The following is a 26,394-nucleotide window of genomic DNA, read 5'->3' on the forward strand; positions in this document are numbered from 1 at the left end:
TATCCCTGCCCGGTGGCCTGTAATCCTGGAGATTACCGATTTCAAACACCTCCATTTCGCTAATTATACATACGCCGATACTATAGACACTTTTAGAAAATAAGTCAACAAAAATATCGGAATATTAGCAAAGTTTATTTCCGAGCCGGTTTGGCCTTAGATTTCCATCTTCTTTATGGCTTTGACGCCCAAAGACAGGCAAATGACCACTATCACCCCGCACATAACCGTGATTATGGCCGTATCGTAGAAAATCAGCTTGTGAAACAGTGTCGTATTAATATGCTGGCCGGCGTAACGCATATGGCACGGCACTATGGCGATGGCTATCATGCCCAGCGTATAAATCAGGCTGAGCACCAGGTTAAACGTCCCGCCGAATCCGGCCACTATCTTGGACGGGTTATCCTCGCGGAAGTTGGGATAAATCGTGCCCATGGCCGTTGATATCGCGGCCAGCCCGACGCAGATAACCAGGACGATATACATCTGGTAAACCATCACCACCGTGTTGACGTGGAGCATCCAGGCCGAAATGAATATGAGCGGCTCGGCGATAATCACCGAACACACCGCCGCGAACAGGAACTTGCCGAAAAATATCTGCGGCCGGGTTATCGGCATCATACCCAGTATCCAGAACCTCTGCCCTTCCAGGCTAAGCTGCGGATAAATGAACCGGGTCGTAAAGGTGGCCAGCGTCAGCACCGTGGCTATCAGGTTCAGGAACGAAACCAGGTATTTCCAGAACGGGCTGTTAAGGTTAATGTAAGTGATATTGCGCAGGTTTAGGAAATACACGGCCAGTATCCCGAAAAACACCAGGAACTGCGACCACTGGACCGGGTCGCGGATAAACGTCTTCAGGTCCTTGGTATTAATCAGGCGCATCGGCCGGCTGAACAACCCGAACAGCACCGATCCGGCCCAGTCTATAATCCCGGTTTGAGAATACTTAACGTCCCGGCGCGAACTCTGCACCAACGAATACGCCCTGAAATAATACCTCTTGGCCAGCCAGTAGGCTATCAGCCCGACAAACAACCCGTTAGACACCAGCATCAGCCAGAAAAACCCGGCCTCGCTGTGCTGTCCGATGACCGAACCCATCAGCGCCCGGGTTAACCAGTAGCTGGGCAGGACCGGGTTCTGGGCAAAGGTGAGCTTATCCATAAAACTCTGCATCCACAGCGCCGTGAACGGCAGCGCCGTGCCCCGCAACTTAGCCAGGTTGGTAACCACCGCCACCGTAACGACCAGTATGACCAACAGCAGGGCCAGCAATAATTCCTGCCTGCGCCGGGGCAGGAACCGGCCGATGAGCATGGTCGTCGCGCCGCCCGATACGGCCGGCAGGATGATGAACGCCGGTATCAGACAGAGAACCGAAAAATAATAGGCCCACCCGGCCGAGTAGTTGACTCCGTAAGCCACCAGCAGAGGCGTGCCCAGGAAGAAAAACGCCCACGAGCTGAACAGGATTGATTCAGCCATCTTGTAAATGAATATCTGGCCCGGCTCGAGCGGCATAGCCACCAGCATCGACGCCTCGGCCGAACGGTAGAACGACGAGTAACTGATGATGGCGTTGCTGATAAGCAACATCACGAACAACGACAGGAAAAATATGGCGAACATATATGTCACCACCCATTCCTTGATGTCCGGGAAATGGTTCATATACATCAGCCCGCCGATGAAAAACCGGTACAGGCTAAACCACAACCCGACCACCGCGAAAGTGATGACCAGCATCTTCAGCCGGTTGCGCCCGGTCTCCTGCTTCATCTGGTTCCGGGCCGCCCGGTAACGAAAACCGAATAAATTCAATAACTGCATAGTTAAATTTGGACGCAGATCAACGCAGATTTTCAGGATTAATAATTACCAAATTAAATCAGCGTTAATCTGCGTACTATTTTCTTTACTCCGTTGCCTTCATAAAAATATCCTCCAGCCGGCAGGACTGCTGGAACTGGTATTTATCCTTAAGCTCGGCGAAGGTGCCTTGGGCAACCAGTTTGCCCTCGTTAATCAGCCCGATGGTATCGGCGATTTCCTCGGCCACCGACAGCAGGTGCGTGGACATAAATATGGTCACACCGTCCTTGACCTGCTGGCGGAACAGCTCCTTAACCGTACGGGTGCTGTTCGGGTCCAGCCCGACCAGCGGCTCATCCACGATAACCACCCGCGGCTTGCGCATCAGCGCCGCCGATATTATCAGCCGCTGTCTCATACCCAGCGAATAGGTCTCTATCAGCTGGTCGACATACTCCGACATCTGGAACAGGCCGGAGTACTTGTCCAGCGACTCATCATAATCAGCCCGGCTGACGCCGTACATCCGCGCCACAAAAAGCAGGAACTCCCGGCCGGACAGCTTGTCATACAGGAACGGCTGGTCCGGGATGTAAGAAACTATCTGCTTGACCGCGTAATGCTCCTTATGGATATCGTGGCCGTCCACCATAATCCGGCCGCCGCCCAGCTGGAGTAGGCCGGCCATCATCTTGACCGTGGTGGTCTTGCCCGCGCCGTTAGGCCCGATAAAAGCAAACAGGTGCCCGGATGGGATATCCAAAGACAGCCGGTCCACCACCGTCTTCTCGCCGTAACGCTTGCTGACCTCTTCAAGTTTAATCATAACAACTCTTTCTTATAGTACGCAGATGAACGCAGAACCCTACGGGTTACGCAGATTAATTTAATTACTATTAATCCGTGTAATCTGTGGCTAATATTTTACTAACAACTCCGGGTTATCCACCCACATCACGAAATACGGGCTCTTGCCGCCCTTCTCCTTGAGATAAATCAGGAACGGCTTATCAAAAAACAATTGACGATGTACAGGCGGCAAGCACTTGTATTCCACAAAAATCTTTGTTTCTGATTTCAATATCACGCCTCTTTCATTCAGCCTGAAGCGGATAGACTGGAGAGCCTTCCTGATAAAATAATCATGCCAGTCCTTGTTGGTAAAATCCTTATCGAGTAATTCCTTATACGAGTGCCTGACATTGAAATCAATCTTGGGTATGCTCAATTTATCATTCTCTCCGAAAGCCGCGGGTGTGCCTTTCTTGATGCGCTCCAGCACCGTTAATACTGTTTCCGATATGGTCTTGCCCGGATTAATCTTGGCCAGGACCACCTCGTCGTCCGCCGAATCGGTCAGTAACCTGATGATAAAGTCATCGTCGTTCTGATAATCCAGGATGGACACCTGCTTGGCCACCTGTTCATAATCCGGCAACCGCCTGTTATCAATGCCAAAGGCCTTAACCGAAGTGATACCCGATGAACCCCTAAAATCAAATTCGTATTTAAGCTTGCCGAAAATATACTTGAACTTCAGGTTCTTATAGAGGAATGCATAGGCCAGTATATCGATGGGTTCGAGGTCTTCCCTGACCACCGGCGCCTGGTCCTGGAACTTGGACTTGAGCGCCTGGTTTATCTTGTCAACGATACCGTCCTTTCCGAATCCGGCCATAGCCACATATGCGCTGTCTGAGATGTCCTTCTTGCTGGCCAGTCCCCTGTTAAGCAATCCGACCAGAGGCGGTTCATCCTTCATCCGGATATCTTCCTTGATGATGCCGTCCTTGAGCTCGTTCCAGGCCAGCTGGAAGGTGGAGCAATAGACCAGGTTGGTGCCCGATACCACCGGCTCATCGAGCACGCTGGTGATTCTGGTCTGCTTCAGCTGGGTAGAATCCACCTGCGGAATCTCCAGCGGAGATTCTTCCTCCTGCGCCCTACCGCACCCAGCAACCGCAATCACTAATCCTAATATTAAATATAGCGCTTTTCCCATCTTTCACACCTTTCGTGTTTATTCGTGTTCATTCGTGGCTAATTCTCTTTCTTCCCTCCCCACATATTAATTATCTGTGCCATCCGTGTAATCTGTGGCTACTCTTCCCGCAACAAATACGTCCCCGGGAACAGCATCTCCTGTTTCAGTATCCGACCCTCTTTAGTAATGTAAGCCTTAGGCGGAATGCCTATCTTCTGCCCCGGGAAATCCAGCACCACCTCATAGACCTCGAACTCCTTGCCCTTCCACTGCAAAGTGGTCAGGTTCTCCACCCGGGCCTTGACCGTTTCGATGCTCATCTTCATCGGGTTAATCAGGTTAATCGTCCACTCCTTGCCCACGGACAGGTTAGGCATGGATATAAACGGCGCCAGTCCGTCCGACAGCGTCGCCTCGTCACGCATCAGAATCTGCTCCACCCGGGTGGAATTCCCGTCCGATATGGTCAGCTCCAGCACATTGCCCCGGACCCGGCCCGAAATCCCGTAATGGAGCATATCCGAATTGACCGCCAGCTGGAACGAATCCAGCTTATAATCCCTGATAAGCGAAGAACCGGTAACGGCCACCTTGGGGTCAAGCCCGCCGCCCAGCGGCAGTTTGACCAGGCTGGCGTTTTCGATTCGGAACGACTTATCCGGCAATCTGGAAACCGTGGTGGTAGACGAGCCGATGCGTTTGCCGCCGAAATAAATGCCCATCTTACTGCCCTCCATATAATGCGCCGACTTAAGCAGGGATTTGTAAGACGGCTGGGTCAACTGAGGCAGGGACGGAATGATTTCCCGCTGGATAAATATCCCGGTCATAACCAACCAGAACAGAATAATCGAAGCCGGTATAAACTTGGACATCAACAATATCTATACCTTGCTTCGTGCGTCGTGTCAAGCCTTTGGATTCACATAAAAACTAATTTTACCACGAAAGCACGAAATAACAAAAACACTAAAAATAATATCTATAAGAAACCTAGGAGACCAAGAAAATTATTCTTGTTTTCCTGGCCTCCTTATAGAAGCTGTCTTCTCTGTGTACTCTTTGCCCCTTACATACTACCTACTATATACTACTACTCATTCAATGTACCCTTAATCCAGCTATTAGTGGTGATTAATAAGCCGGAACCAACTGGTTTCAAGCCGCCACCAACTAGTTTCGGGTCGAAATCAACTGAATTCGAGTCGAAATCAACTGATATCAAGCCGAATACCCTTGTATTCAAGCCAAATACCACGGTATTCAAGCCGAATACCACGGTATTCAGGGCGAATAGCACCTAAGTTATCCACAGGGGTAGTCCCCCCACCCCCTGTCATATAATGAAGACTACCCTGGCATATAATGGATACTACCCTGGCATATAGTAGGTACTACCTTGTCATATAGTAGATACTACCCTGCCATATAACAGATACTACCCTGCCATATAGTAGATACTATCCTGCCATATAACGGATACTACCCTGCCATATAACAGATACTACCCTGCCATATAACAGATACTACCCTGCCATATAATAAATACTACCCTGCCATATAACAGATACTACCCTGGCATATAACGGATACTACCCTGCCATATAATGGATACTACCCTGCCATATAATAGATACTACCCTGTCGTATAATGGAGGGGTATTTTGAGAAAAAAACCCTAGGAATGGTTATACACCGCCCTATTATTTCCTGCGGCGGAGGATATACAGGCTGGTGCGTTTTGTTTCGCCGGGGAATCGGGGGCTGAGCAGGTCCACCACCCGGTAGCCCCTGCCGAAGTATGTGGTGAATATCTTGCGGGTCTTAAGCCGCCAGTCTATCGCCAAACCGTTATCACGATGCAGTATCTGGTTGTAATCGTAGGGTATCTCGGTGAAGATGACTTCGGATGCCAGGTTGAGCTTGGGCTCGGCCGATACGGGCAGTCCGGCCCGGTTGAAGATGACGTAGTTGGTCTTGCCCTTGAGCACCTTGCTGACGGCCTTGAAGGCCATGGGTATGCCGGACAACCCGCTGGAAATCTCCAGCCGGTCGGACTGGGTCAAGCCGGCGGTTTTCATATTTGCCCGGGCGGACATTACCTTCTCTTCGCGACGGCTCATAAAATACCGGACCAGCGTTTCGGGCGACCGGTTGGCACGGGCTACGTAGGCCTGGCCGCCGGCCAGCAGTCGCTCGCGCACCCGGCCGGAGGCGATGTCCCATTCGGCCACGAACCGGTCGGTGGGCACGCCTTTATTGAGCAGACTGGAGCTGTTGCCGTATAGGTTGACCAGGTATTGGCTGACCGTGACGCCCAGCTTGGCCAGGTTGAAGAACCCGTTAAGGCTCTGGAGCGGGTCAAAGGTCCAGGTAATCAGTTTGATGCCCTGCTTGAGGACGAAGTCGCGTTGGGCAACCTTGAGCCGGAAGCCGATGTCGTAGTTGCGGTATTCGGGCAGGACGGCCAGCATCCGCGATGAATGTATCAGCTGTCCGCCGGATTCGTTGCACCGGCCGACGGCTTGCTTGCCCATAAATCCGAATGCGAACCCGACCATTCGGGTGCCCACGAATGCGCCCAGCACCAACCCGCCGCTGCGCTGGATGGTTATCAGCTCGTTGACCGGGATGATTTCACGGTCCTGGAATTTCCAGACCTGCTTCTGGATGGATTCGCAGGCGTGGTATTCGGCCACATCGGTCACCGGACGGATATTTATTTTATCTTTCATAATAACCACGTAGCCACGGATTACACAGATTTCAGCGAATTTAAGTTATATTTTTCTATGTTATTTTAGTTATTATAATATATTAGCCAAGATAATTCTGTATTAATCTATGTAAACTTGTAGTGAGCAAAGCGAATCTATCCGTGGCTGATATGTCCAAGTTAAGAATAATCGTCAACCCCATATCCGGCAGCGGCAAGGCGGTGCGCTTCCTGAAGAAGCTGGAACAGGCCCTGTCCGCCCGGAGCATCGCCTTTGAAACGATGCTGACCGGGCAGGCCGGCGACGCCTGCCGCGAAGCAACCGTCTGCCAAGGCAAGGGCTATTCGGCAATACTGTGCCTGAGCGGCGACGGCACCATCAACGAGGTCATCAACGGCCTGATGGCCGGCCAGCAGGACATACCGCTGGGCCTGATTCCCTTCGGCTCGGGCAACGTCATCGCCAAGGGCTTGGGATTAAAGCGCGATATCAACCAGTTCATCGAACTTTATCAGAATGAACGGATTATTGCGGTTGACCTGGGTAGAATAACTAATAAGGAATCCGCCGGCCGGTATTTCATCTCCATGGTCGGGGCCGGTTACGACGCCGAGGTGGCGCACCGTTACCACATCAGCCGGGCCGGCAAGTCCAAACTGCAGGCGCACCTGTTCAGCTATTTTCCCATTTCCATCAAGACACTCTGGTCATACCGGATGCCGCGCATCACCATAAAACTGGACGGCCAACCGGTCAGCGATGACGCCAGCTTTATCCAGATTGCCAACACGCACAGCTACGGCGGCCCGTTCACCTTTGTGCCCGACGCGCTGATGGATGACGGAATGCTGGACACACTCTGGTTCAAAGGCCGGAATCGGCTCAACGCACTGCTCTATTTCGGAATGGCGTTCCTGGGCAACGGCTCGGCCTGGCCCGGCTCCAAACTGGTCAGGGCCCAGGTGATTGAGTTGTCATCGGCGGACGATGTCCGGGTCCAGATAGACGGCGATTCCTGCGGCCAGTTACCGGCCCGGATAGATATCGTTCCTAAAGCGATTAAGGTGTTTGCGCAGATTTAGACACGGATTACACAGATTATTATTCCGGGTGTTTTCCGTTACCGCCATTTCCGTTGCCATTACCATTGCCGTTGAAGCGGTAGCCGCATTTGATGTGCGGCAGGAGGATATCGCGGTCCTTGATGTCACGTTCGTCGATGGGGAATAACTTGCAAACATCAGAGCGTTGTTTATAGAGTTTACAGGTGGGCTGGTTATCTTCGTGTCCCAGGGCCGGGCATTCGAAGGCTATTTTACAGCAGGCGCCGCAACGCTGGCATTCGCCTTCGCGGAGCGACAGCAGGTCCTGGGTCTTTTTGGGGCGCAGATAGATGAACCACATCCGCCTTATTTTTCCCCACGCTAATACCGCGCGATTCACTAATGATTTCATTCGGAATTAAGTCAAATAGAATTTATTGACAATCGGGAAACGGCGGTCCTTGCCGAACGCCCGGGGCGTTATCTTTATGCCCGGTGCGGATTGGCGCCGCTTGTATTCGCTCCGGTCAACCATGGTTATAACACGACTGACCGTTTTCATATCGTAGCCGGACTTACGGCTGATGTCCTTGATATCTTGGTTATCCTCTATATATAATTTCAAAATCGGGTCAAGTATTTCATAAGTCGGCAAGGTGTCCGAATCCTTCTGGTTGGGCTTGAGCTCGGCCGTCGGGGCTCGGTCGATTATCTCGGCCGGAATGACCGGACGTCCGGTCAGACGGTTTCGGTAATGGCACAGCCGGTAAACCAAAGTCTTGGGCACGTCCTTGAGTACGGCCAGGCCGCCGGCCATATCGCCGTAAAGCGTGGCGTAGCCGGTGGACAATTCGCTCTTGTTGCCGGTGGTCAAGACCAAACAGCCGTAACGGTTTGATAAGGCCATAAGGATATTGCCGCGGATACGGGCCTGGAGGTTCTGCTGTGCCAAATCTATGCAGGCGCCCCGGCCGCTGATGCGCGGACGGAGTGATTTCACATAGGCGTTATAAAGCGGCTGGATGTCTATATTGGTGTATCCGGTGCAGGTGCATCGGACCAGTTTCTCGACGCAGAGCTTGCTGAGCTTGGAAGTATATCGCGAAGGCATGAATATGCCCTTGACGTTTTCCTTACCCAGGGCGTCGATAGCCAGGACGTAAACGATAGCCGAGTCAACCCCGCCGCTCAGCCCGACCACGGCCCGGCTGAACCCGTTCTTGCGGATATAGTCGCGGATGCCCAGCTTCAAAGCCTCGTAGGCCTCGAATTCGGGCAGGTAATCCGAGATAGGCGACATAGGCACGGGCTGACCGTCCGGTATCCGGACGAAAACCAGGTCGTCGCGGAACGAGGCGCCACGGGCCAGCATGGAACCCTTGGGCCCGAAAACCATGGAGCGCCCGTCGAATATCAGTTCGTCCTGCCCGCCCGCCATATTCAGGTAAGCGATGGCCACCCGGTTGTCCCGGGCACGCCTGCGGACCAGTTCCTGGCGCTCGATGTATTTGCCCAAGTGGAACGGCGAGGCGCTGATGTTAATAATCAAATCGGCGGTCCGGCTTTGTATCTTGGTCGGGCCGCGATCGACCCAGATGTCCTCGCAGATATTGACCCCGAAAGCAAACCCATTGGCCAGCTTGAAGACCAGCGGCTTTTGGCCTTGGGTAAAATAGCGTTTTTCGTCGAACACGCCGTAGTTGGGCAGGTGCATCTTGCGATAAACGCCGATGATTTTGCCGTTGCGAATGATTGCGGCGGCGTTGTATATCCGGTCCGGGTTGTGCTCGTCACGGTCCACGAATCCGACGATGGCGGTGATATTTTTAGCTGTCTTGGCAATATCCTGAACGGCCTGGATATTTTTGTCTATGAATTCCCTCCTGAGCAGCAGGTCTTCGGGCGGATAGCCGGTAACGGCCAGCTCGGGAAACGCCACGATATCCGCCTTGCCGGCCCAGGACCGGGAGATTTGCCGGATAATCAGGCGGGTATTGCCGCGGATATCGCCGACGGTGGGATTAATCTGGGCCAGCGCAAGTTTTATAGTTTTAGGCATAAGCAAGCTGAACGACAAATATCATCGGAAGGGATAAAAGTCAAGCAAGATATTCCAAATTATTCGGTCTATCGAAGCCGATTCGACCTTCCTGACTTCCTTGAACTTGTGGATGAATAAAATATGCGTAATCAAACGAAGCACGCCGGATATTATCATAATGATGATGAATTCGGAGACGAAGAAAAAACTCCCGCCGAACAGGCTGAACTGCCTGGGGATAATCGACGAGATGATGCCGCCGACGAAACCGCCCATAAACAAACCGAAACCGTTGAGCAGGTTGAATATGGCAAAACAGCGCGCCCGCTTGGCCGGGGTGACGGTGTCGAATATGAAGTTAATGATGCACAGGTTGAATCCAGACCAGACCACGCCGGCATAGAACTGGACAAAACAGATGTAGACGATATGCCCGCTGATAGCCCAGAAAAACGGAATCATAATTATACCCAGCGAGGTCAGCTCTATCATCCGCTTATTGCCGTAGCGGTCGCTCAGCCGCCCCCACCAGACGCTGGTCAGAAAGCTGGAAATAATCAGGGTATTCATGGCAATCATAAAATCAATGTACGAATATTTCAAGTCGCGGAGCATATAAATACCCAGGAACGGCCCTATCAGCTGGCTGGTCAGTGTTACCAGCACGACAAAGAATACGAATTTAGCGAAGTTGGATTCGGGCGCGCGCTTGAAGAAATCGATGATGGTAAAGTAATCATCGCTGGTGGTCTTATAGGCCGGGTCATGCATCCGGGATACATAGTAAATGGAAACCACCCGGGACAACAGGGCCATCCCGAAAATAATGATGAATCCGATGCTGATATTAAGCGCTATAGACTGGCCGAAGATATCGTTTTTCTTCGAGGCATCCAGGAAAATACCGGCAATGGTGGCGGATATAAGTTGGGCGACAATGGCAAAGGCGCCACGCCGGCCGAAATACCGGCCCCGGGAGTTCTCCGGCACCAGGTCGCCCATCATGCTGTACCAAGGAGGTACGGTCATATTCGCTGCGGCCAGATAAAGTATAAAGGAAAATATGCACAAGTAAAGATTGGTCGGATAGCTCAGGAAGATACTCAACATCATGGGAATCCAGGTCAGGTCCTGGATGATGGCGCCGGACATATAAACCTTGCGCCGCTGCTTTATCTTATCAACTATCTCGGCTGAGACCATCTGGAAGATATTGCCAATGAACGGGCTGAGCGACCCGAGGAAAGCCATATGCATGTTGTTAGCGCCCAGATGAATGGCATACGGCCCGACATATTGCTCTCCGAAACCAACCTGTGAGGCATAGGCCATGCCGTCTTTGATGGAATGATTGAGGCTTGATTCTACCTGCTGTGGTGTCAGCTCCCCCGGTTTATTGTCTGGCATAGTCTGAAGTATATCTATTGCGGTTATAATTGCAACGGAGGCGAGAGGATTCGAACCCCTGATCCCGTAAAACGGGATAACGGTTTTCGAGACCGCCGCTTTCAACCACTCAGCCACGCCTCCGACTCTATAATGACCAAACTTCCCTTAATTCACTTCCGTTCAAATACAATAGCAAAATATCCTTTTAAACCGCCCCTTTTCCGCCAAAGGCGGACCCGCTTCCGGCGGGCAACCACTCAGCCACGCCTCCTAATACGAAAATTAATTCAGCAGGAACCTGATTTGCATCTTTCCCCGCGGCATATTAAATAAATGCCCAGTTAAAATGCGCCCGGAAGGAGTCGGACCTTCAACCTACAGATCCGTAATCTGTCGCTCTATCCAGTTGAGCTACGGGCGCAATATCCAGTTGTCAGCCAGGATTTCAGTTAATCTTAACGCGTTGCCGGCTGAAGAACTCCTTCAGCACCGACTGGCACTCTTTTTCCATGACCCCGGACATAACCTTTATTCGGTGATTAAGCCTTTTATCATTAACAATATTAAACAGCGTGCCGCAGGCACCGGCCTTGGGGTCGTTGGCGCCGTAAACCAACGCCGGAACCCGCGCCTGGACCAGAGCCCCGGCGCACATCGGGCAAGGCTCAAGCGTTACGTACATTATCGTTTTCTCCAGCCGCCAGTTGTCCAGCGACTCGGCCGCCTGGGTTATGGCTATCATCTCCGCGTGGGCGGTCGGGTCGCGAAGCTGTTCCTTCTGGTTATGCGCCCGGGCGATAATCCGGTTATTATGCACGATAACCGCCCCGACCGGCACTTCTTCGGCCTCTAAGGCCTTGAGCGCCTCCTTGATGGCCTCCTTCATGTACGTTTCATGGTTCGCTTCAAGCATATTTAACGCCTTTCCCAGCAATCAAACCGGCTTATATTAGAGAAATCCGCCCGGGTGTCAAGGAATATCTATACGTAAAATATCCTTTTTTACTTGACAAATCACTTTTATAAGGCTATATTGTAGTGTTTGTTCTACAGACAGAGACCATCATCCCCATAATGGGAATTATGGTTGTATCATGAAAGGATAAAGTGAACCGATTTATTCCTGAAGATACGATTCTGAATATCCAGCAGGCGACGGATATCGTCGAGCTGATTTCCGAATACCTGCCTCTCAAGAAAACAGGCTCCAACTTCAAGGCGCTTTGCCCCTTCCACGAAGAAAAAACAGCTTCTTTCACGGTTAATCCGGCCAAACAAATATACCACTGCTTCGGCTGCCATAAAGGGGGCAACGTATTCTCGTTCCTGATGGAACACGAGAAGATGGACTTCCCCACCGCGGCCAGAACCCTGGCCGAGAAAGCCGGCATCAGCCTCAATCTGGCGGCTGATACCGAAGGCGAATACACCCGTGAAAAGCGCGCCAATCTCCTCAAGATAAACCGCCAGGTAGCTGATTTTTATCACCGAGTACTGCAAAGCGCCAAAGAGGCGGAAGCGGCCCGGACTTATCTCGAAAAGCGCAAAATCAGCAAGTCAATGATAGCCCGATTCCTGCTCGGTTATGCGCCGGCCGGATGGGATAACCTTATTCAGTTCGCCCGGAAGAATAACATCAATATGAGCTACCTGGAAGAGCTCGGGCTGATACTGCCCCGGCGCGAAGGCAACGGGCATTACGACCGTTTCCGCAACCGGCTGATGTTTCCTATATTCAACACCCGCGACCGGGTGGTCGGATTCGGCGGCCGGGCGTTGGATGATTCCGAACCGGTTTACCTTAATTCACCGGAAAGCGCCCTGTTCAGCAAGGGCAAGACCCTATATGGGCTTAACTTCGCCAAGGAATCGGCAGGCAAAACCGAACGGCTCTGCGTGGTTGAGGGTTATACCGACGTGATTATGGCGCATCAGCACGGATTCGAGAATTTTATCGCCACGCTGGGCACGTCGCTGACGCCCAACCACATAAAGTCCATCAAGCGCTTTGCCAATCAGGTGCTTTTAGTCTATGACGCTGACCAGGGCGGAGAAATAGCATCGGAAAGGTTATTGTCGCTTTTCCTGCCCGAAGAAATAGATTTATTCGTGGCCAGGCTGCCCGCCGGATTGGACCCTTATGACTGCCTGACCCAGAAAGGTCCGGAAGTATTCAAGAAATGCCTGATTAATGCCCAAGACTTGTTTACCTGCCGGCTGGATATCGCCAAGAAAAAATACGATACCAATAATACCGAGGGAAAAACCAAGGCCATTGACGAACTGCTTCTGTTTATCCGCGCCGTGCCTAACATCGTCCGGCGCAATCTTTACCTCAAGCAAACCAGTGAGTCGTTCAACATCAAAGATGAGTTACTCAAGATGCGGCTGAAAGACACACCCCGGGAAAGAACCCGTGAAGTTTCAAAGGACACCCGGGCACCCGTACCGACTGATATTTTTTCTCCGGCGGAAAAAGAGGCGGCCGAAGAAATCATCGGAATAATGTTAACTTACAACAATTCTATACCGATAATAAGAAAATTATTTACCGGAATTGATAGTTTTAACCAGCAGAGCAAAACCGTTATTGAAATGATTTTCGAAGCCCATGAAAAATACGGCAAGGTAACCATGCCGATACTGATGTCATTCATTTCATCCAACCCGGATTTAGCCGGATGGGTAGTCCAAATAACCGAACAGGGAAAGTTTAACGATATCACCAATTACGAAGAAAGAATCAACTGGCTTAATTCATTTTTCACACGCCGGCGCGAGGAAGAAAAGAATGCCTCCCTGAAAAAGCAGCTCCGCGAAGCGCAGATCAAAGGCAATCAGGCCGAAATCGACCGGATACTGAAAGAGTTCCGTAAAAACCCTAAAGAATTATGCTCGTTGGATAAAACAAAATGAAAATTGTAGACAAAGATTTAAAACACCTCATAGAGGAAGGCAAGCGCAAAGGCCACCTGACATACAGCGACGTCAATAAATTCCTGCCGGCGGATATGGCTTCGCCGGACAAGCTGGACCATCTGCTGGTTTTACTTGACGAACTCGGCATCGAGCTGATTGACGAAGACGCCGGCACAGAAGACAGCGCTCCGGCCAAGGAAACCATCACAGAAGAAGAGGCTCCAACCAAAAATCAAGACGAAGTCGTCGAGGTTTTGCAGAAAAACCAACCCAGCTCAGATAAAATCGACGACCCGGTCCGTATGTATCTTACGCAGATGGGCGAAATCCCGCTGCTATCCCGCTCAGAAGAAATAGTCATCTCCAAGAAAATAGACATGGCCCGTCGGCGCTTCCGGGAAAAAGTCGAGGAATCTCCGATTGCCGTGCTGGAATGCATCAACATCCTTGAAGATGTCAGAAACGGCAACGTGGCGCTGGACCGGACCCTCCGAACCGACATTACCGCCAAGATGAGCCGCCGCAAAATCCTGCGCAAGCTTTCAAATAATATACAAACCCTCAAACGCCTGGTCAGGGAAAATAAAGAAGACTACAAACGGCTGACAACCGAACGTCTTTCGGCCAAGGGAAAAATATCGCTCCAGCAGAAAGTAGTAAAGCGCCGGTCAAAGTGGGTGGCCATACTTGAAGACGTCAATATCCAGCCCAAGAAAATAAGGCCGATTGTTTTCAGGCTTAAAGAGATTTACCAGCAATTGCGCCTGACTTACAAGGAATTCCAGAGCCTGCATAAGGGTTCAAGCAAAAATCGCCTTCGCCTCAAAGAGCTGGAAAGCAAAATGTCCGATTTTGATTTGCTTTTGATGGAGAATATGGATGAACTCCAGGCAAGACTTAAGGAATGCGACCGGAGATTCCTGGAATACGAACGGGCTAAACGCAAACTTTCCAGCGCAAATTTAAGACTTGTCGTCAGCATCGCAAAGAAATACCGCAATCGCGGATTGACTTTCCTTGACCTGGTCCAGGAAGGCAATACCGGCCTGATGCGGGCCGTAGAAAAATACGATTATTGCCGCGGTTATAAATTCAGCACCTACGCTACATGGTGGATCAGACAGGCCATCAGCCGGGCGATTGCCGACCAGGCCAGGACTATCCGTATTCCCGTTCATATGGTCGAAACGCTCTCAAAATTAAAATCGGCGGCGAAGGCAATACTCCAGGAAAAAGGCCGGGAACCGACTATTGACGAAATCGCCAGGATATCCCACATACCGCCGGATGAAATAAAGCGAGTATACCGGATCATCAAGCATCCGGTATCGCTGGATAGCCCTATCGGTTCCAGCGATGATACGTACTTTGGCGATTTCATAGAAGACCAGCGCGTGGAATCACCGGTAAAACTGGCTACCCACAAAATACTCAAAGAGAAAATATCAAATGTCTTGAATACACTGTCTTTTAGAGAACGTGAAATACTCAAACTTCGTTACGGCATCGGCACCGGTTATAATTATACTCTGGAAGAAGTCGGAAAAATATTCAAAGTAACCAGAGAACGAGTCAGACAAATTGAAGCTAAAGCCATACGGAAACTGCAGCATCCGACCAGAATCCGCCGGCTGGAAAGCTTTATGGATGGAGTGAAAAGGATTTAAGATATGGAGCAAAAAATGAATAACGTTATCGGCCAAACATTACAGGCACTTAAACACATTCAGGAAATAGACTGCCGGATATTCGAACTGGAAAAAGTACGCCAGGAAAAGCCGTCAGCGCTCAATGCTAAAAAGGAACAGTTGGCTAAAGCCAAAGCTCAAACAGAAGCATCAAAGAACGAAGTAAAGAAAGTTAAACTGGAAATATCCAAAAAAGAACTGGATCTTAAATCACTCGAGGAAAAAATGTCCAAAATGGAGCAACAGCTCAATACCGTCAAAACTAACAGGGAGTATTCCATACTCCAGGGTGAAATTAACGGGCTTAAGGCGGATCGCAGCCTGATTGAAGACAAAATGCTCGAGATGATGGGGCAAAGCGAAACTCTTCAGAAGAAAGTTGCGGAATACGAAAAGGAAGTGGCTCAAACCGAAGAAGATATTACCGCGTTAAGCAATGAAATAAACAAAGAAATCGCTGAAATTACCAAGCAGCTCGAGGAAGTCTGCCAAGGCCGCCAAAAAAGCTGCACCGAGATGGAAAAAGAAATTATAAATAATTATGAAAGAATCGTCAAGCACAAATCAGACCGAGTAGCTCTGGCTAAAGTCGCTCACAATATCTGCCAGGGATGCAATATGGATGTTACACCTCAGCAGGTGAATGAACTGAAAAAAGGCAAGCAGATGGTTTATTGCCGCTCCTGCCTAAGAATATTGTACATTGACCCGGAAGACCAGAAATCTTAAAACGTGAGTAAATACCTCCCGGACTGGTTAAAACGCCCGACTCCATCAATTGGCAAATCACTAAGCGTTAATAAAATACTTAAGCAATTAAATCTTAATACTGTCTGCCAAAGCGCTAAATGCCCCAATCTTCTGGAATGTTTTAGCGGAGGAACGGCAACATTTCTCATCTTGGGAAATAAATGCACACGTCATTGCCGCTTCTGCGCCATACCGTCAAGTAACGAAAGCGCCATGAGTGCCGAACAAATGGCAAAGGAGCCGGCCGAAATAACCCAGGCGGTAATAAAACTGAATCTTAAGCATATTGTTATCACTTCAGTTACCCGGGATGATTTAGTCGATGGCGGCAGCGGATATTTTGCCAAAGCAGTCCGGTCAATACGCAATAACTGCTCTTCCGTTACCATAGAAGTCCTAACTCCTGATTTTAACGGCAATACCAATGCAGTCAAAACTGTCGCCAATGCCCGCCCGGACGTATTCAACCACAACCTTGAAACTGTTCCAAGTCTATACCAGTCAATCAGACCAAAAGCCAATTACCAACTCTCACTTGACCTGATTAGATTCGTGAAGGATAATTATCCCGGAATAATTACCAAGTCCGGGCTTATGGTTGGCTTGGGAGAAAAAAAAGAGGATGTTTTACCGGTCCTTAAAAACCTGGTAAAATACGGCTGCGATGTCGTCACCATAGGCCAATATCTGAAACCGGTTGCTTCTGCCGATACAATCCCCGTACAAAGATTTATTCCGCCCGAAGAATTCGAGCAATATCGTAAAAACGCTATGGAACTCGGATTCAAAGGTGTTTCAGCCGGACCGTTTGTCCGCAGCTCTTATAATGCCTATGAATTCGTCCAATCATAAAAAGACTTCTCAGAAAACGGGCGCGTTAGGCGAGGACTTGGCGCTGAACTATCTTGAAAAATCCGGCTACAGGATAATCCAGCGTAATTTCAAATGCAAGTTCGGGGAAATCGATATCATCGCATACTCCAATAAAACCCTAACTTTTATCGAGGTTAAAACACGTTCTACCGACCAGTTCGGCGCCCCCGAAGAATCTGTCAACCGCGCCAAACAAGAACGCCAAAAACGCATTGCCCAATATTATTTCTTCAAGAAAAGAATTCCGCCGGAAATACCTTGTCAATTTGATATCGTTAGCATAAAATTAGCCAATAAAAATCCTGAGATAACCCTGATAAAGAACGCTTTTTGATATGAAACTGGCTTGCATAGAATTATACCGCTTAAGGATGCCGTTGGTACATCATTTCCAAACCAGCTTCAGCAAGGTAAATTACCAAGAATCCATAATTATCAGGCTGGTATCCTCAGGCGGAGCTGAAGGGTACGGCGAAATACCGGCGTCGGCCTGGCCATACTACTGTTATGAAACCGTCCGGACCGCCTGGTATATAATAAATGATTTCCTCATCCCCATTATCCGCCAAAATAATCCGAGCGATGCAAAAACGCTGGTGTCAAAATTCCGACAGGTGCGCGGGCATCCAATGGCCAAAGCCGGTATGGAAATGGCCATGCTGGACCTGAAGGCATCGCTGGAACATAAACCGCTTCATGAAATATACGGCGGCACCAGGAAATTCATCCCGGCCGGCATCAGCCTGGGCATAGAAAGCAAGCCTGATTTATTAATCCGGCGGATTAACGATTCCATCAACAAAGGATACCAACGCATCAAGATAAAAATCCAGCCCGGATGGGATGTTAATATCGTAAAATCTGTGAGAAAACACTTCCCTAAACTAAACTTATGGGTTGATGCCAACGGCGCATATAACCTCAAGAATATAAAAATCCTTAAAACCCTGGACAGGTTTAACCTGACCATGATTGAACAACCTCTTTCCTACGATGATATTATTGAGCACAGCCGATTACAAGCTCAGCTGAAAACACCGCTATGCCTTGATGAGAGCATCAAAACCCTCAGTGATGTCCGTATTGCCATAAAACTTAAGAGTTGCCGCGTGGTTAACATCAAACAGGCTCGCGTGGGCGGGCCATCCAATGCCCGGGCACTCCATGATTTTTTATACGGCCATAATATCCCGGTCTGGTGCGGCGGCCTTCTGGAAACCGGCGTGGGACGTCTACATAACATCGCCCTAGCCAGCCTGCCCGGATTTGTCCTGCCTGCGGATATTTCCGAAAGCCGAAGATATTACCAAGAAGATATCATCGATCCGCCGGTAGTCCTGGAGAAAAAAGGATTGATAAAGGTACCAGATAGCATCGGGCTGGGCGCTCAGGTTATAAAATCTCGCCTGAATAAATACGTGGTGAACAAACTGACTAAAAAGCTCTAAGGTCGCCCTGATTATTTATCGTCAGACTCATCTGCTTTACCGATCTCACCCTTGGTTGGATGGAGATACCAAATATCATTTACCAAAACCCATAATTGCTTTTGAGGTGCCTGTTGTACGGCATTAGCCTGATCCGATTTAATTAAAAGTATAATATTGACTTCGGCCCATCGGGTATTTCCCGGCATCATTTCTTTTATCCCCGGGTGCCAGTCTTTGGGCATAATAACAGACTTATCTTGTTTAAACCCCACCAGTTTTACCCCCTGCACTTCGGCCCAGGTAAATTGGAGTTGGAGCAACTTCTTTAAACGCTGTTTTAAGGCGTCTTCGGATAATCGCGCCCTCAAGGCCTTTTTTAGTCCGTCAAATATAATGGGATTAAAATACGGAATTGCATCATCATAACGCCGATCTATCAAAATACCGCAGAATTCCGACACGCGTTTATCAAGAGCTTCCTTCGTTTGGTCAATTTCCATAGCCGGTTCTTTGGGTTTTACGGTAACAGTCGATAACTCGGTTAAACCTTTCCCTTTTGGATTAATGCCCTTGCGCGTTTCCATGTAAGCCAGCATTAATCCAATGATAACAGCCGTAATTGCGGCTCCGACCATATACCAAACCATACCACGCGATTTATTTTTCGGTGCGGGTTTATCGATATCAGAAGCCGCCAATAAAGTCTTGCTCGAAAAACTGTTATCCGTCGCGATCCCCGAGCCAATAATCATATCAAGATCTGACATCAGTTCATTACAATTCTGGTAACGCTTATCAGGGTTTTTAGCCATCATTTTATTTATAATCAGACAAACCTCTTCGGGCAATTCCGGAGCCAGCTTACGCGGGTCAACGTGCTGTTTATTGATGTGCTGCATTATAACCGCCACCGGGGTATCACCTTCAAAAGGCCTCTGCCCTGTTAGTGCATAATAATATGTAACGCCCAAAGAGTATATATCCGCCCGGCCGTCAACTGACATGCTCTGAGCCTGTTCGGGCGCCAAATAATGCGGTGTCCCCAGGATGTCGCCCGGCTGGGAAAGGTGGCTGGCCACGTCCAAAACCCGGGCCAAGCCGAAATCCATAAGCTTAACCTCGCCGTCATAATTAACCATGATATTTTCCGGCTTGACATCCCGATGTATTATACCTTTATGGTGAGCAACCCCCAAAGCCTTGGCCATATCACGAATAATCCTGGTTGCCTCAAGTACAGGCAATTTACCGCAGCCGCGAAGTATTTTAGCCATAGTCTCGCCCTGGGCAAATTGCATGATGATGAAATATATCTCTGGCTCGCCGGCCTGTTCGGCCGGGGCTTTTCCGACATTGAGTATCTGAACAATATTGGAATGCTCCAGCTGGGCCGCGGCCCGGGCTTCGCGGACAAAGCGCTTTACCCGTTCCGGTTCGCGGGCAAACGAAGGCGGAAGTATTTTAACCGCTACTGTTTTATTAAGTCCCAGATGATGAGCTTTATAAACCGTGCCCATACCGCCGGCCCCGACCTTGACAATCAGCCGGCAGCCGCCGACGACCTTATTAATGATAGCATCTTCCATTGTCTAATATAACGCTCTAAGCCATGACTATATTTTATTAGCAGTAAATACTTTTTCGAAATCGAACCCGTTCTTAAAATCTTCCCGAGAATCCTTCTCGGTTTTACCCAGCAGCCCGTTTTCGACCAAGTTAAATACTATCTCACCGAAATCCTCTGATGTGCGAACACCCCAGGTGTAAAAAACGGTCTTGCCCATCGGGCCGAATTGCTCCAACGCATAATCACGTATACCTTCCAGTAATTCCTGGCCGGTCACATGCCGGCGTTCGCCGATGCGTTTTATGGTGTATTCTAACGCCTCATAGACAAAAGCATATGCCTCTCGAGCATAGCGGGCGTCCTTTTTCAGAATTGAGGCCAGTTCTTCAGATTTGTCTTCCATTAAAGGCAAGTATATTCCGAAACAGATTAAATGTCAAAATAAATCCATCCGCTTAAACAATGGCTTCGCCGGCATCTTCAATCCGCGGGAATAACGCCACGCCCTTACTGGTCTTCAGGCCTTCCGATAAACCGCCCCACTGTAAATCCTGAGGCATCTTGGGTACCGCACCGGCCAGACCCAGCTGCAGAATGATTGACTTAGCCGTATCCGGCATAAACGGCGCTATCAAAACTGCGACAATCCTGATAGTTTCGGCAAGCGTATACATTACCTGCGGTAATTCCGGAGATTTATTTTTAGCCATCGTCCACGGCTTGGCCACATCTATAAATTTATTGCTTTCCCTGATTATGGACCATATCTCTTCCAACGCCAGGTGAAATTCTAACCTGTCCAGATGCTCCATGACCATTTCCGCCTTGAGCACATCACCGTGTTTGTGCACGCCGCAGGAACCAACCCTGGCCGTGAATTTAGGGTCTGATTTGGTGGGAATCTTGCCGTCAAAGTATTTTTCCAGCATGGTCAGCGTCCTAAGAAGCAGATTACCCAGATCATTCCCGAGTTCATTATTATACCGGCTGTAAAGCGCCGGATATGAAAAATCACCGTCCAGCCCGAAAGGAATCTCTTTCATTAAAAAATACCGTAAACCATCAATGCCCACCTTGGCAATCACATCCGCCGGATAAATCACGTTGCCTTTTGACTTGGAAATCTTGTCGCGGTTCATGGTCCACCATCCGTGAGCAAAAACCTTTTTAGGAAGCGGTAATCCGGCTGACATCAGCAGGCATGGCCATATCACCGAATGAAACCACAGGATATCTTTGGCAATAAGATGAACATCAGCCGGCCAAAATTCCCGATACTTACCCTGCTCGTTTGGATAACCCAATGCCGAAATGTAGTTTATCAAAGCGTCAAACCAGACCCAAATAACCTGCGACGGGTCATTAGGCAACGGGATACCCCATTCCAACTCCGCCCGGCTGACGCTGACGTCCTCCATGCCTGATTCTACCCTGTTGAATATCTCGTTATACCGGTACGATGGCTCGATAAACTGGGGATTATTCTTCAAGTGCTCAAGCAGTTTGCCCTGATATTTGCTGAGTTTGAAGAAATAGTTCTCCTCTTCAAAGTATTCGCCTTCGCGCTGGCAAACCGGGCATTTCTTGTCCGGAGATTCCTTCAGAGAAATATATCTTTCGCACGGTGAGCAATACCAGCCGGAATATTTGCCCTTATAGATATCACCGTTCTGGTGTATCTTCTGAAACAAAGCCTTAACCGCACTCTCATGCGCCGGGTCAGTCGTCCGGATAAAAAAGTCGTATGAAAGGTTAAGCCTCTTCCAGGCCTCCTTGAATTTAGGCGCTAATCTATCGGTAAATTCTTTTGGACTCAAACCGGTCTGCTGGGCCGCCCGGGCTATCTTCTGTCCATGCTCATCTGTACCGGTCAGAAAAAACACATCGTCCCCGCACATACGCCTGTATCGGGCCATCACGTCTGCCGCAATGGTAGTATATGCCGTGCCTATGTGCGGCTCGGCATTCAAGTAATATATCGGAGTGGTAATGTAAAATTTCTTATTTGACATTGGTATCGTTCTTCCCGGGTTCTTTTTCCTGAACCTTAAGGGTCGGCTGCTTCATAATCTCAAGTATCTCATCAGCTGTAACCTTTATTTTATCGCCGTTAGCAATCTCAACAAGAACGGATTGACTGAGCAAGTCTACGTTGATTATCTCTCCCGTTCCTTTGGGGGTCCTGACAACAGCGCCTTTTCTGGGCAACTGGGTTTTAAGCTCGTTATAGAAAGCGTCCTCGAATCGCAGGCAACACATCAAACGACCACAATAACCTGAAATCTTGGTCGGATCCAGCGTCGTCTTCTGGGTTTTAGCCATCCTCATAGTCACGGGCTCAAGTTCCTTAACACAAGTCTTGCAACAAAGTTCATGCCCGCAATGACCGACATCACCCAGCAGACGCGCCTCATCACGCACGCCGACCTGGTGCATCTCAATCCGCGTGCGGTATTCCTTGGCCAGTTCCTTGACAAGTTCCCTAAAATCAATACGGCCTTCGGCCATAAAATAGAATACTATCTTCTCCCCGCCCAGCAGGTATTCTACATAAACAATATTTATAGGCAGGTTAAATGCCTTGGCTTTTTCGGCGCAAAACTTTAATGCGGCCGGTTTTTTTTCCTTCTCTATCTTCTTAAGCTCTTCTAAATCCTGTACCGACAGCTTGCGCAAAATCTCACCCATCCGGATCTGTGTCGACTGAGGCGCCGGCGAAGGTTGTGACGGAGCGGCCGAATTTACTGCCGGTTGCGCCTGCTGATTTGGAATGCCTGCCGACTGGAGCGGCTGCACCAGCTCCGGCTGGGACATGACCGTGCCGATTTCAGTACCCCGGTCGGTCCTGATAACACACTTGTCGCCCAGCTTCAGTCCCGGGACATTCCCGTTAAAATTAGAAATCAGCTGTTCCGCGCCATAACGAATCGTTATTAACCACATATTTATTATGAAGCCTTTCTTAACAGCCTGCTGACATTAAGCAGGATGTTTTCCGTCACTAAAGTTATGTTGGCATTAAGCCTGATATATTGCTCGCCGGCCAGTATCTGCTCTATGGCCAAGCGCACTGAATCAGTATTAACCGCCTTGTACCATTTCTTGATCTCTCCAGCCTTATCCTGATTAATTACAAATATATCTTTTATATAACCGGATAGCAATATATCTCGGAGAAAAAGTCCTATCATTTTGAATTGCTGGATAATCTTTTCCCTCTGTTTTTCCATCGAGGCATTTCCGGACTTGGCATAATCCATCATCCCAAATGAAATATCCTGAAACGGGTTATCAGCGCACAGGCTGTCTATCAGCCATTTGCGCTGGTCCAGAATGTTACTTGAATGTATCCTCATACCGCTGCCGATGCTGCCATCCGAAAGATAAGCCAGCAGCCTGGCTTCGGGCTGGGTCACTTTAAGGTTGTCCGTAAAAAACTTCTCCAATATTACCTGCTTTATCGGGTAAAAATGAATCGTCTGGCATCTCGATACCACCGTGGGAAGAATTGATTCCGGATGCGCCGTAACCAGTATGAAAATACAATCCTTGGGCGGCTCCTCCAGTGATTTTAACAGCGCGTTGGCTGCGTCCTGATCCATCCGGTCGGCATCGTTGAATATGAATATCCGGCTGCCGGTGATAAACGGCCTCATGGCGATTTCATCCTCCACCTGGCGTACCGTATCTATAGATATGGTCTGTTTGTCTTCAGGAACTTCGTTTACGTGCAGGTTGGGATGAGCCCCTTTTTCCGCCCAGTTGCATGACCGGCATTGGCCAACCGCCCGGCTGGCCCGTTCGGACGGGCATCCCGTGCCTTTGTCGCATAACAATACCCTGGCCAGCGCCAGGGCGAAATGAAGCTTGCCCACGCCCTCCGGCCCGGCGAAAAGATACGTATGCCCCAAACGCTTTGAATCTATCGCCTTGCTAAATATCTCCGCGGCCGGTTCCTGTCCAATAACACCGCTGAATCCTTTATTCATATATATTATTTTAACCGCAGTTTCCTAGCCACGATATTTACCAGCTCTTTATGGACCTGGCTGACCGGCCGGTCCGCGTCAATCAGCGCCGAATTTGCGCCCGAACGGCCCAGCGCCCTGAAACCCAGCCGGACCTTGCGGTGGAAAGCCAGTTTTTTCCTCTCCATCCGGTCAAACGAGCTCCTGACGCCTTTCTTGATCCGGTTCAATCCAGCATCAGACTTGATATCCAAAATAACCAGGGCGTCCGGCTTCAGTCCGCACGTGGCGATCTCGCACATTTGCATTATGCTGTTGCGGTTGATTCCTCCGCCGTAACCCTGATAAGCGATGGTTGATGACAGGAACCTGTCCGCGATAACGGTTTTGCCCAGCCGTAATGCCGGTATGATGACATCGGCCACCAGTTGCGCCCGGCTGGCCATATACAGGAAAAGCTCCGTTTCCGGAGTCATCCGCTTATTGCGCGTATCCAGCAGTATCCGCCTGATCTGTTCGCTGATGGCGGTCGAGCCCGGTTCGCGCACCACACAAACATTATGGCCGCGGCGCTTCAGGTAACCGGCCAGCAGCTTCACCTGGGTCGATTTACCTGAACCATCCGGGCCGTCTATGACAATAAACTTTCCCTGTTTCATATTAATCAATAAAAATTACTTACAACACCCATAAAGTCAAGTATTTTCTCTTGACGCCGGTTGCAAAAAGAATAAAATAGCGCGGAAATGAATCAAAGAATACTCGGCATTGACCCGGGCACGCTGGTAGTCGGATACTGCATCCTTGATATAACCGGCATTAATAACAAATCCCGGATTGTCGAATACGGCATAGTCAAAGCCTCCACTAAAGATAACAAAGATTTAGGAAGCCGGCTTAACAAGATATACCAGGAACTAACCGAGATAATCAAGCTCCACAAACCGACCGCGATGGCGCTGGAAAACGTCTTCTACGCCAAGGACGTCCAGGCAATGGTCAAGCTGGGCGAAGGCCGGGCCATCGCTATCCTGGCCGCGGCGCAAGCCGGTATCCCCCTCTTTGAATACTCGCCGGCCGAGGTCAAGAAGTCCGTCACCGGCAACGGCCGGGCCGATAAGACCCAGGTGGCCGAGATGGTCAAGCACATCCTGGGATTATCCGAAATTCCCAAACCGGCTGACGCCTCCGACGCCATCGCCATCGCTCTCTGCCATACCCATCGAACTCTCTAACCACTGAAGGCACTGAAATCACTGAATTCAATCTTGATCTGTGGCTCCGTGGTTATCTTCCTTCCCCTAAAAAATAATTATTCGCGCTTTCGTGTAGATTCGTGTTCATTCGTGGTTAAATTTGGCTCAGCGGCGTTGCCGCATCACCTCGGCCAGCACGATGGCCGTAGAATGGCTCAATGACAGGGACGGCACTTCTTTTGGATTTGCGTGTTTATCCGGATTAAGCGGCATGGGAATGGTGAAAAATCCGCTGCATAATTCCCTGAGCGCACCGGACAACCCGCGTTTTTCGCCACCCAACGCCATTACCACCGGCCCGGTGAAATCGATGTCATACATCGTCCGCCGTACCCGGGGCATCGCACCGAAAACCTTGAGACCGGATTTCTTCAGTTCGGGCAGGATATCGGATTCCCTTTCCACCTTGACTAACGGCATCCATTCATAAACGCCGGCCGAGGCGCGCGAAACGGCCAGCTGGTCGAAATTCCAGATATGCTTCTTCAGCAAGACCGCGTCCACGCCTATCGCCCCGGCCGTGCGGAGGATGAATCCCAGGTTCTGCTCGTCTTCAACGCCTTCCAATAACAGCAGGAACGGAGACACTTTTGACTTCTTTACCAAAGTCAGCAATTCCTCCGGCTTGGTCAGCGGCCTGTTTGAAGCAAGCGCAATCAGGCCGGCGTGAGTGCCGCCCTTGCTCATCTTGTCCAGCTCTTCCGGCGAACAGGTCTTGACCGGCACGCCCTGCTGTTCGGCCAAAGCAATGACATCCTGCGTCTTCTCGCGATGAGCGCTCCAGGACACCAGAATCAATTCAAACCTTCTCTGGCGCGCCTGTAACGCCGAAAGAATACACTGTCTGCCTTCAAGTTGTTCTGACATATCAATCAATCATCGCATTCTTTTATCCGGCTGTCAAGCTTAGCCACGGATTAACACGGATGAATTACAAACACTAATGCA

At 49.8% G+C, this 26,394-nt stretch carries 25 protein-coding genes and 2 tRNA genes; 8 read left to right on the forward strand and 19 right to left on the reverse strand.

Annotation, left to right across the window (positions count from 1 at the left end; translation table 11 throughout):
• Positions 1-156: 156 nt before the first annotated feature.
• From WC980_02085 to WC980_02110, 6 genes are all read right to left on the reverse strand, one after another.
• The gene (locus WC980_02085) at positions 157-1,839 is read right to left on the reverse strand and encodes a hypothetical protein (GenBank protein MFA5793850.1); all 1,683 of its coding nucleotides are present in this window, start codon (positions 1,837-1,839) and stop codon (positions 157-159) included.
• An 85-nt stretch (positions 1,840-1,924) separates the two neighbouring features.
• Positions 1,925-2,647, reverse strand: coding sequence for an ABC transporter ATP-binding protein (locus tag WC980_02090; GenBank protein MFA5793851.1), 723 nt, complete (start codon positions 2,645-2,647; stop codon positions 1,925-1,927).
• Between the two features lie 90 nt (positions 2,648-2,737).
• The gene (locus WC980_02095; protein ID MFA5793852.1) at positions 2,738-3,823 is read right to left on the reverse strand and encodes a hypothetical protein; all 1,086 of its coding nucleotides are present in this window, start codon (positions 3,821-3,823) and stop codon (positions 2,738-2,740) included.
• A 98-nt stretch (positions 3,824-3,921) separates the two neighbouring features.
• Complete coding sequence (locus WC980_02100; GenBank protein MFA5793853.1) at positions 3,922-4,680, reverse strand: hypothetical protein; 759 nt, start codon at positions 4,678-4,680, stop codon at positions 3,922-3,924.
• Between the two features lie 218 nt (positions 4,681-4,898).
• The gene (locus tag WC980_02105; protein MFA5793854.1) at positions 4,899-5,105 is read right to left on the reverse strand and encodes a hypothetical protein; all 207 of its coding nucleotides are present in this window, start codon (positions 5,103-5,105) and stop codon (positions 4,899-4,901) included.
• Positions 5,106-5,508: 403 nt separating this feature from the next.
• Positions 5,509-6,540 (reverse strand): hypothetical protein, encoded by a 1,032-nt coding sequence (locus tag WC980_02110; GenBank protein ID MFA5793855.1) that lies wholly within the window; start codon positions 6,538-6,540, stop codon positions 5,509-5,511.
• A gap of 122 nt (positions 6,541-6,662) precedes the next feature.
• Here WC980_02110 and WC980_02115 point away from each other — a divergent pair, with 122 nt between their 5' ends.
• Positions 6,663-7,604 carry a diacylglycerol kinase family protein gene (locus WC980_02115; GenBank protein MFA5793856.1) on the forward strand — a complete coding sequence of 314 codons (942 nt, stop codon included), beginning with the start codon at positions 6,663-6,665 and terminating at the stop codon, positions 7,602-7,604.
• Positions 7,605-7,623: 19 nt separating this feature from the next.
• On the opposite strand, the gene WC980_02120 is transcribed toward WC980_02115, so the two are convergent.
• From WC980_02120 to tadA, 6 genes are all read right to left on the reverse strand, one after another.
• Complete coding sequence (locus tag WC980_02120) at positions 7,624-7,977, reverse strand: hypothetical protein (GenBank protein MFA5793857.1); 354 nt, start codon at positions 7,975-7,977, stop codon at positions 7,624-7,626.
• 6 nt (positions 7,978-7,983) lie between these two features.
• Entirely contained in the window at positions 7,984-9,624 is a 1,641-nt protein-coding gene (locus WC980_02125; protein ID MFA5793858.1) for an NAD+ synthase, read from the reverse strand.
• 21 nt (positions 9,625-9,645) lie between these two features.
• A complete protein-coding gene (locus tag WC980_02130) occupies positions 9,646-11,013 on the reverse strand; it encodes an MFS transporter (protein ID MFA5793859.1) in 1,368 nt (455 codons plus the stop codon).
• 35 nt (positions 11,014-11,048) lie between these two features.
• A tRNA-Ser gene (locus WC980_02135) sits at positions 11,049-11,136 on the reverse strand.
• 206 nt (positions 11,137-11,342) lie between these two features.
• Positions 11,343-11,416, reverse strand: a tRNA-Arg gene (locus WC980_02140).
• 24 nt (positions 11,417-11,440) lie between these two features.
• Positions 11,441-11,908: a tRNA adenosine(34) deaminase TadA gene (gene tadA / locus WC980_02145; GenBank protein MFA5793860.1), complete on the reverse strand. Its 468-nt coding sequence runs from the start codon at positions 11,906-11,908 to the stop codon at positions 11,441-11,443.
• Positions 11,909-12,102: 194 nt separating this feature from the next.
• Here tadA and dnaG point away from each other — a divergent pair, with 194 nt between their 5' ends.
• From dnaG to menC, 6 genes are read left to right on the forward strand one after another with little or no spacing between them, the layout of a single operon-like run.
• On the forward strand, positions 12,103-13,911 hold the full coding sequence (gene dnaG / locus WC980_02150) for a DNA primase (GenBank protein MFA5793861.1): 1,809 nt from the start codon (positions 12,103-12,105) through the stop codon (positions 13,909-13,911).
• Positions 13,908-15,581 carry an RNA polymerase sigma factor RpoD gene (gene rpoD, locus WC980_02155; protein MFA5793862.1) on the forward strand — a complete coding sequence of 558 codons (1,674 nt, stop codon included), beginning with the start codon at positions 13,908-13,910 and terminating at the stop codon, positions 15,579-15,581. The genes dnaG and rpoD overlap by 4 nt, the downstream gene beginning before the upstream one ends.
• Positions 15,582-15,584: 3 nt before the next feature.
• Entirely contained in the window at positions 15,585-16,331 is a 747-nt protein-coding gene (locus WC980_02160; GenBank protein ID MFA5793863.1) for a C4-type zinc ribbon domain-containing protein, read from the forward strand.
• Between the two features lie 3 nt (positions 16,332-16,334).
• Positions 16,335-17,204, forward strand: a complete 870-nt coding sequence (gene lipA, locus WC980_02165; protein ID MFA5793864.1) for a lipoyl synthase — start codon at positions 16,335-16,337, stop codon at positions 17,202-17,204.
• Positions 17,185-17,559: a YraN family protein gene (locus tag WC980_02170; protein ID MFA5793865.1), complete on the forward strand. Its 375-nt coding sequence runs from the start codon at positions 17,185-17,187 to the stop codon at positions 17,557-17,559. The genes lipA and WC980_02170 overlap by 20 nt, the downstream gene beginning before the upstream one ends.
• A gap of 1 nt (position 17,560) precedes the next feature.
• Complete coding sequence (gene menC, locus WC980_02175; protein MFA5793866.1) at positions 17,561-18,673, forward strand: o-succinylbenzoate synthase; 1,113 nt, start codon at positions 17,561-17,563, stop codon at positions 18,671-18,673.
• Between the two features lie 11 nt (positions 18,674-18,684).
• Here menC and WC980_02180 read toward each other — a convergent pair whose 3' ends face one another.
• From WC980_02180 to tmk, 6 genes are read right to left on the reverse strand one after another with little or no spacing between them, the layout of a single operon-like run.
• A complete protein-coding gene (locus WC980_02180) occupies positions 18,685-20,241 on the reverse strand; it encodes a serine/threonine-protein kinase (GenBank protein ID MFA5793867.1) in 1,557 nt (518 codons plus the stop codon).
• A gap of 27 nt (positions 20,242-20,268) precedes the next feature.
• Positions 20,269-20,625 carry a Minf_1886 family protein gene (locus WC980_02185; protein MFA5793868.1) on the reverse strand — a complete coding sequence of 119 codons (357 nt, stop codon included), beginning with the start codon at positions 20,623-20,625 and terminating at the stop codon, positions 20,269-20,271.
• A 52-nt stretch (positions 20,626-20,677) separates the two neighbouring features.
• Positions 20,678-22,234 carry a methionine--tRNA ligase gene (gene metG / locus WC980_02190; GenBank protein MFA5793869.1) on the reverse strand — a complete coding sequence of 519 codons (1,557 nt, stop codon included), beginning with the start codon at positions 22,232-22,234 and terminating at the stop codon, positions 20,678-20,680.
• Positions 22,224-23,165: a regulatory iron-sulfur-containing complex subunit RicT gene (gene ricT, locus WC980_02195; GenBank protein ID MFA5793870.1), complete on the reverse strand. Its 942-nt coding sequence runs from the start codon at positions 23,163-23,165 to the stop codon at positions 22,224-22,226. The genes metG and ricT overlap by 11 nt, the downstream gene beginning before the upstream one ends.
• A 5-nt stretch (positions 23,166-23,170) precedes the next feature.
• Positions 23,171-24,211 carry a DNA polymerase III subunit delta' gene (gene holB / locus WC980_02200; protein MFA5793871.1) on the reverse strand — a complete coding sequence of 347 codons (1,041 nt, stop codon included), beginning with the start codon at positions 24,209-24,211 and terminating at the stop codon, positions 23,171-23,173.
• A gap of 5 nt (positions 24,212-24,216) precedes the next feature.
• Complete coding sequence (gene tmk / locus WC980_02205; GenBank protein ID MFA5793872.1) at positions 24,217-24,849, reverse strand: dTMP kinase; 633 nt, start codon at positions 24,847-24,849, stop codon at positions 24,217-24,219.
• An 87-nt stretch (positions 24,850-24,936) separates the two neighbouring features.
• On the opposite strand from tmk, the gene ruvC reads away from it, so the two are divergent.
• Positions 24,937-25,425 carry a crossover junction endodeoxyribonuclease RuvC gene (ruvC, locus tag WC980_02210; protein ID MFA5793873.1) on the forward strand — a complete coding sequence of 163 codons (489 nt, stop codon included), beginning with the start codon at positions 24,937-24,939 and terminating at the stop codon, positions 25,423-25,425.
• Positions 25,426-25,551: 126 nt separating this feature from the next.
• Here ruvC and WC980_02215 read toward each other — a convergent pair whose 3' ends face one another.
• The gene (locus WC980_02215; GenBank protein MFA5793874.1) at positions 25,552-26,313 is read right to left on the reverse strand and encodes an RNA methyltransferase; all 762 of its coding nucleotides are present in this window, start codon (positions 26,311-26,313) and stop codon (positions 25,552-25,554) included.
• Between the last annotated feature and the right edge of the window lie 81 nt (positions 26,314-26,394).

Source organism: Candidatus Brocadiia bacterium, from assembly GCA_041658285.1.
Classification (GTDB): Bacteria; Planctomycetota; MHYJ01; order JACQXL01; family JACQXL01; genus JBBAAP01.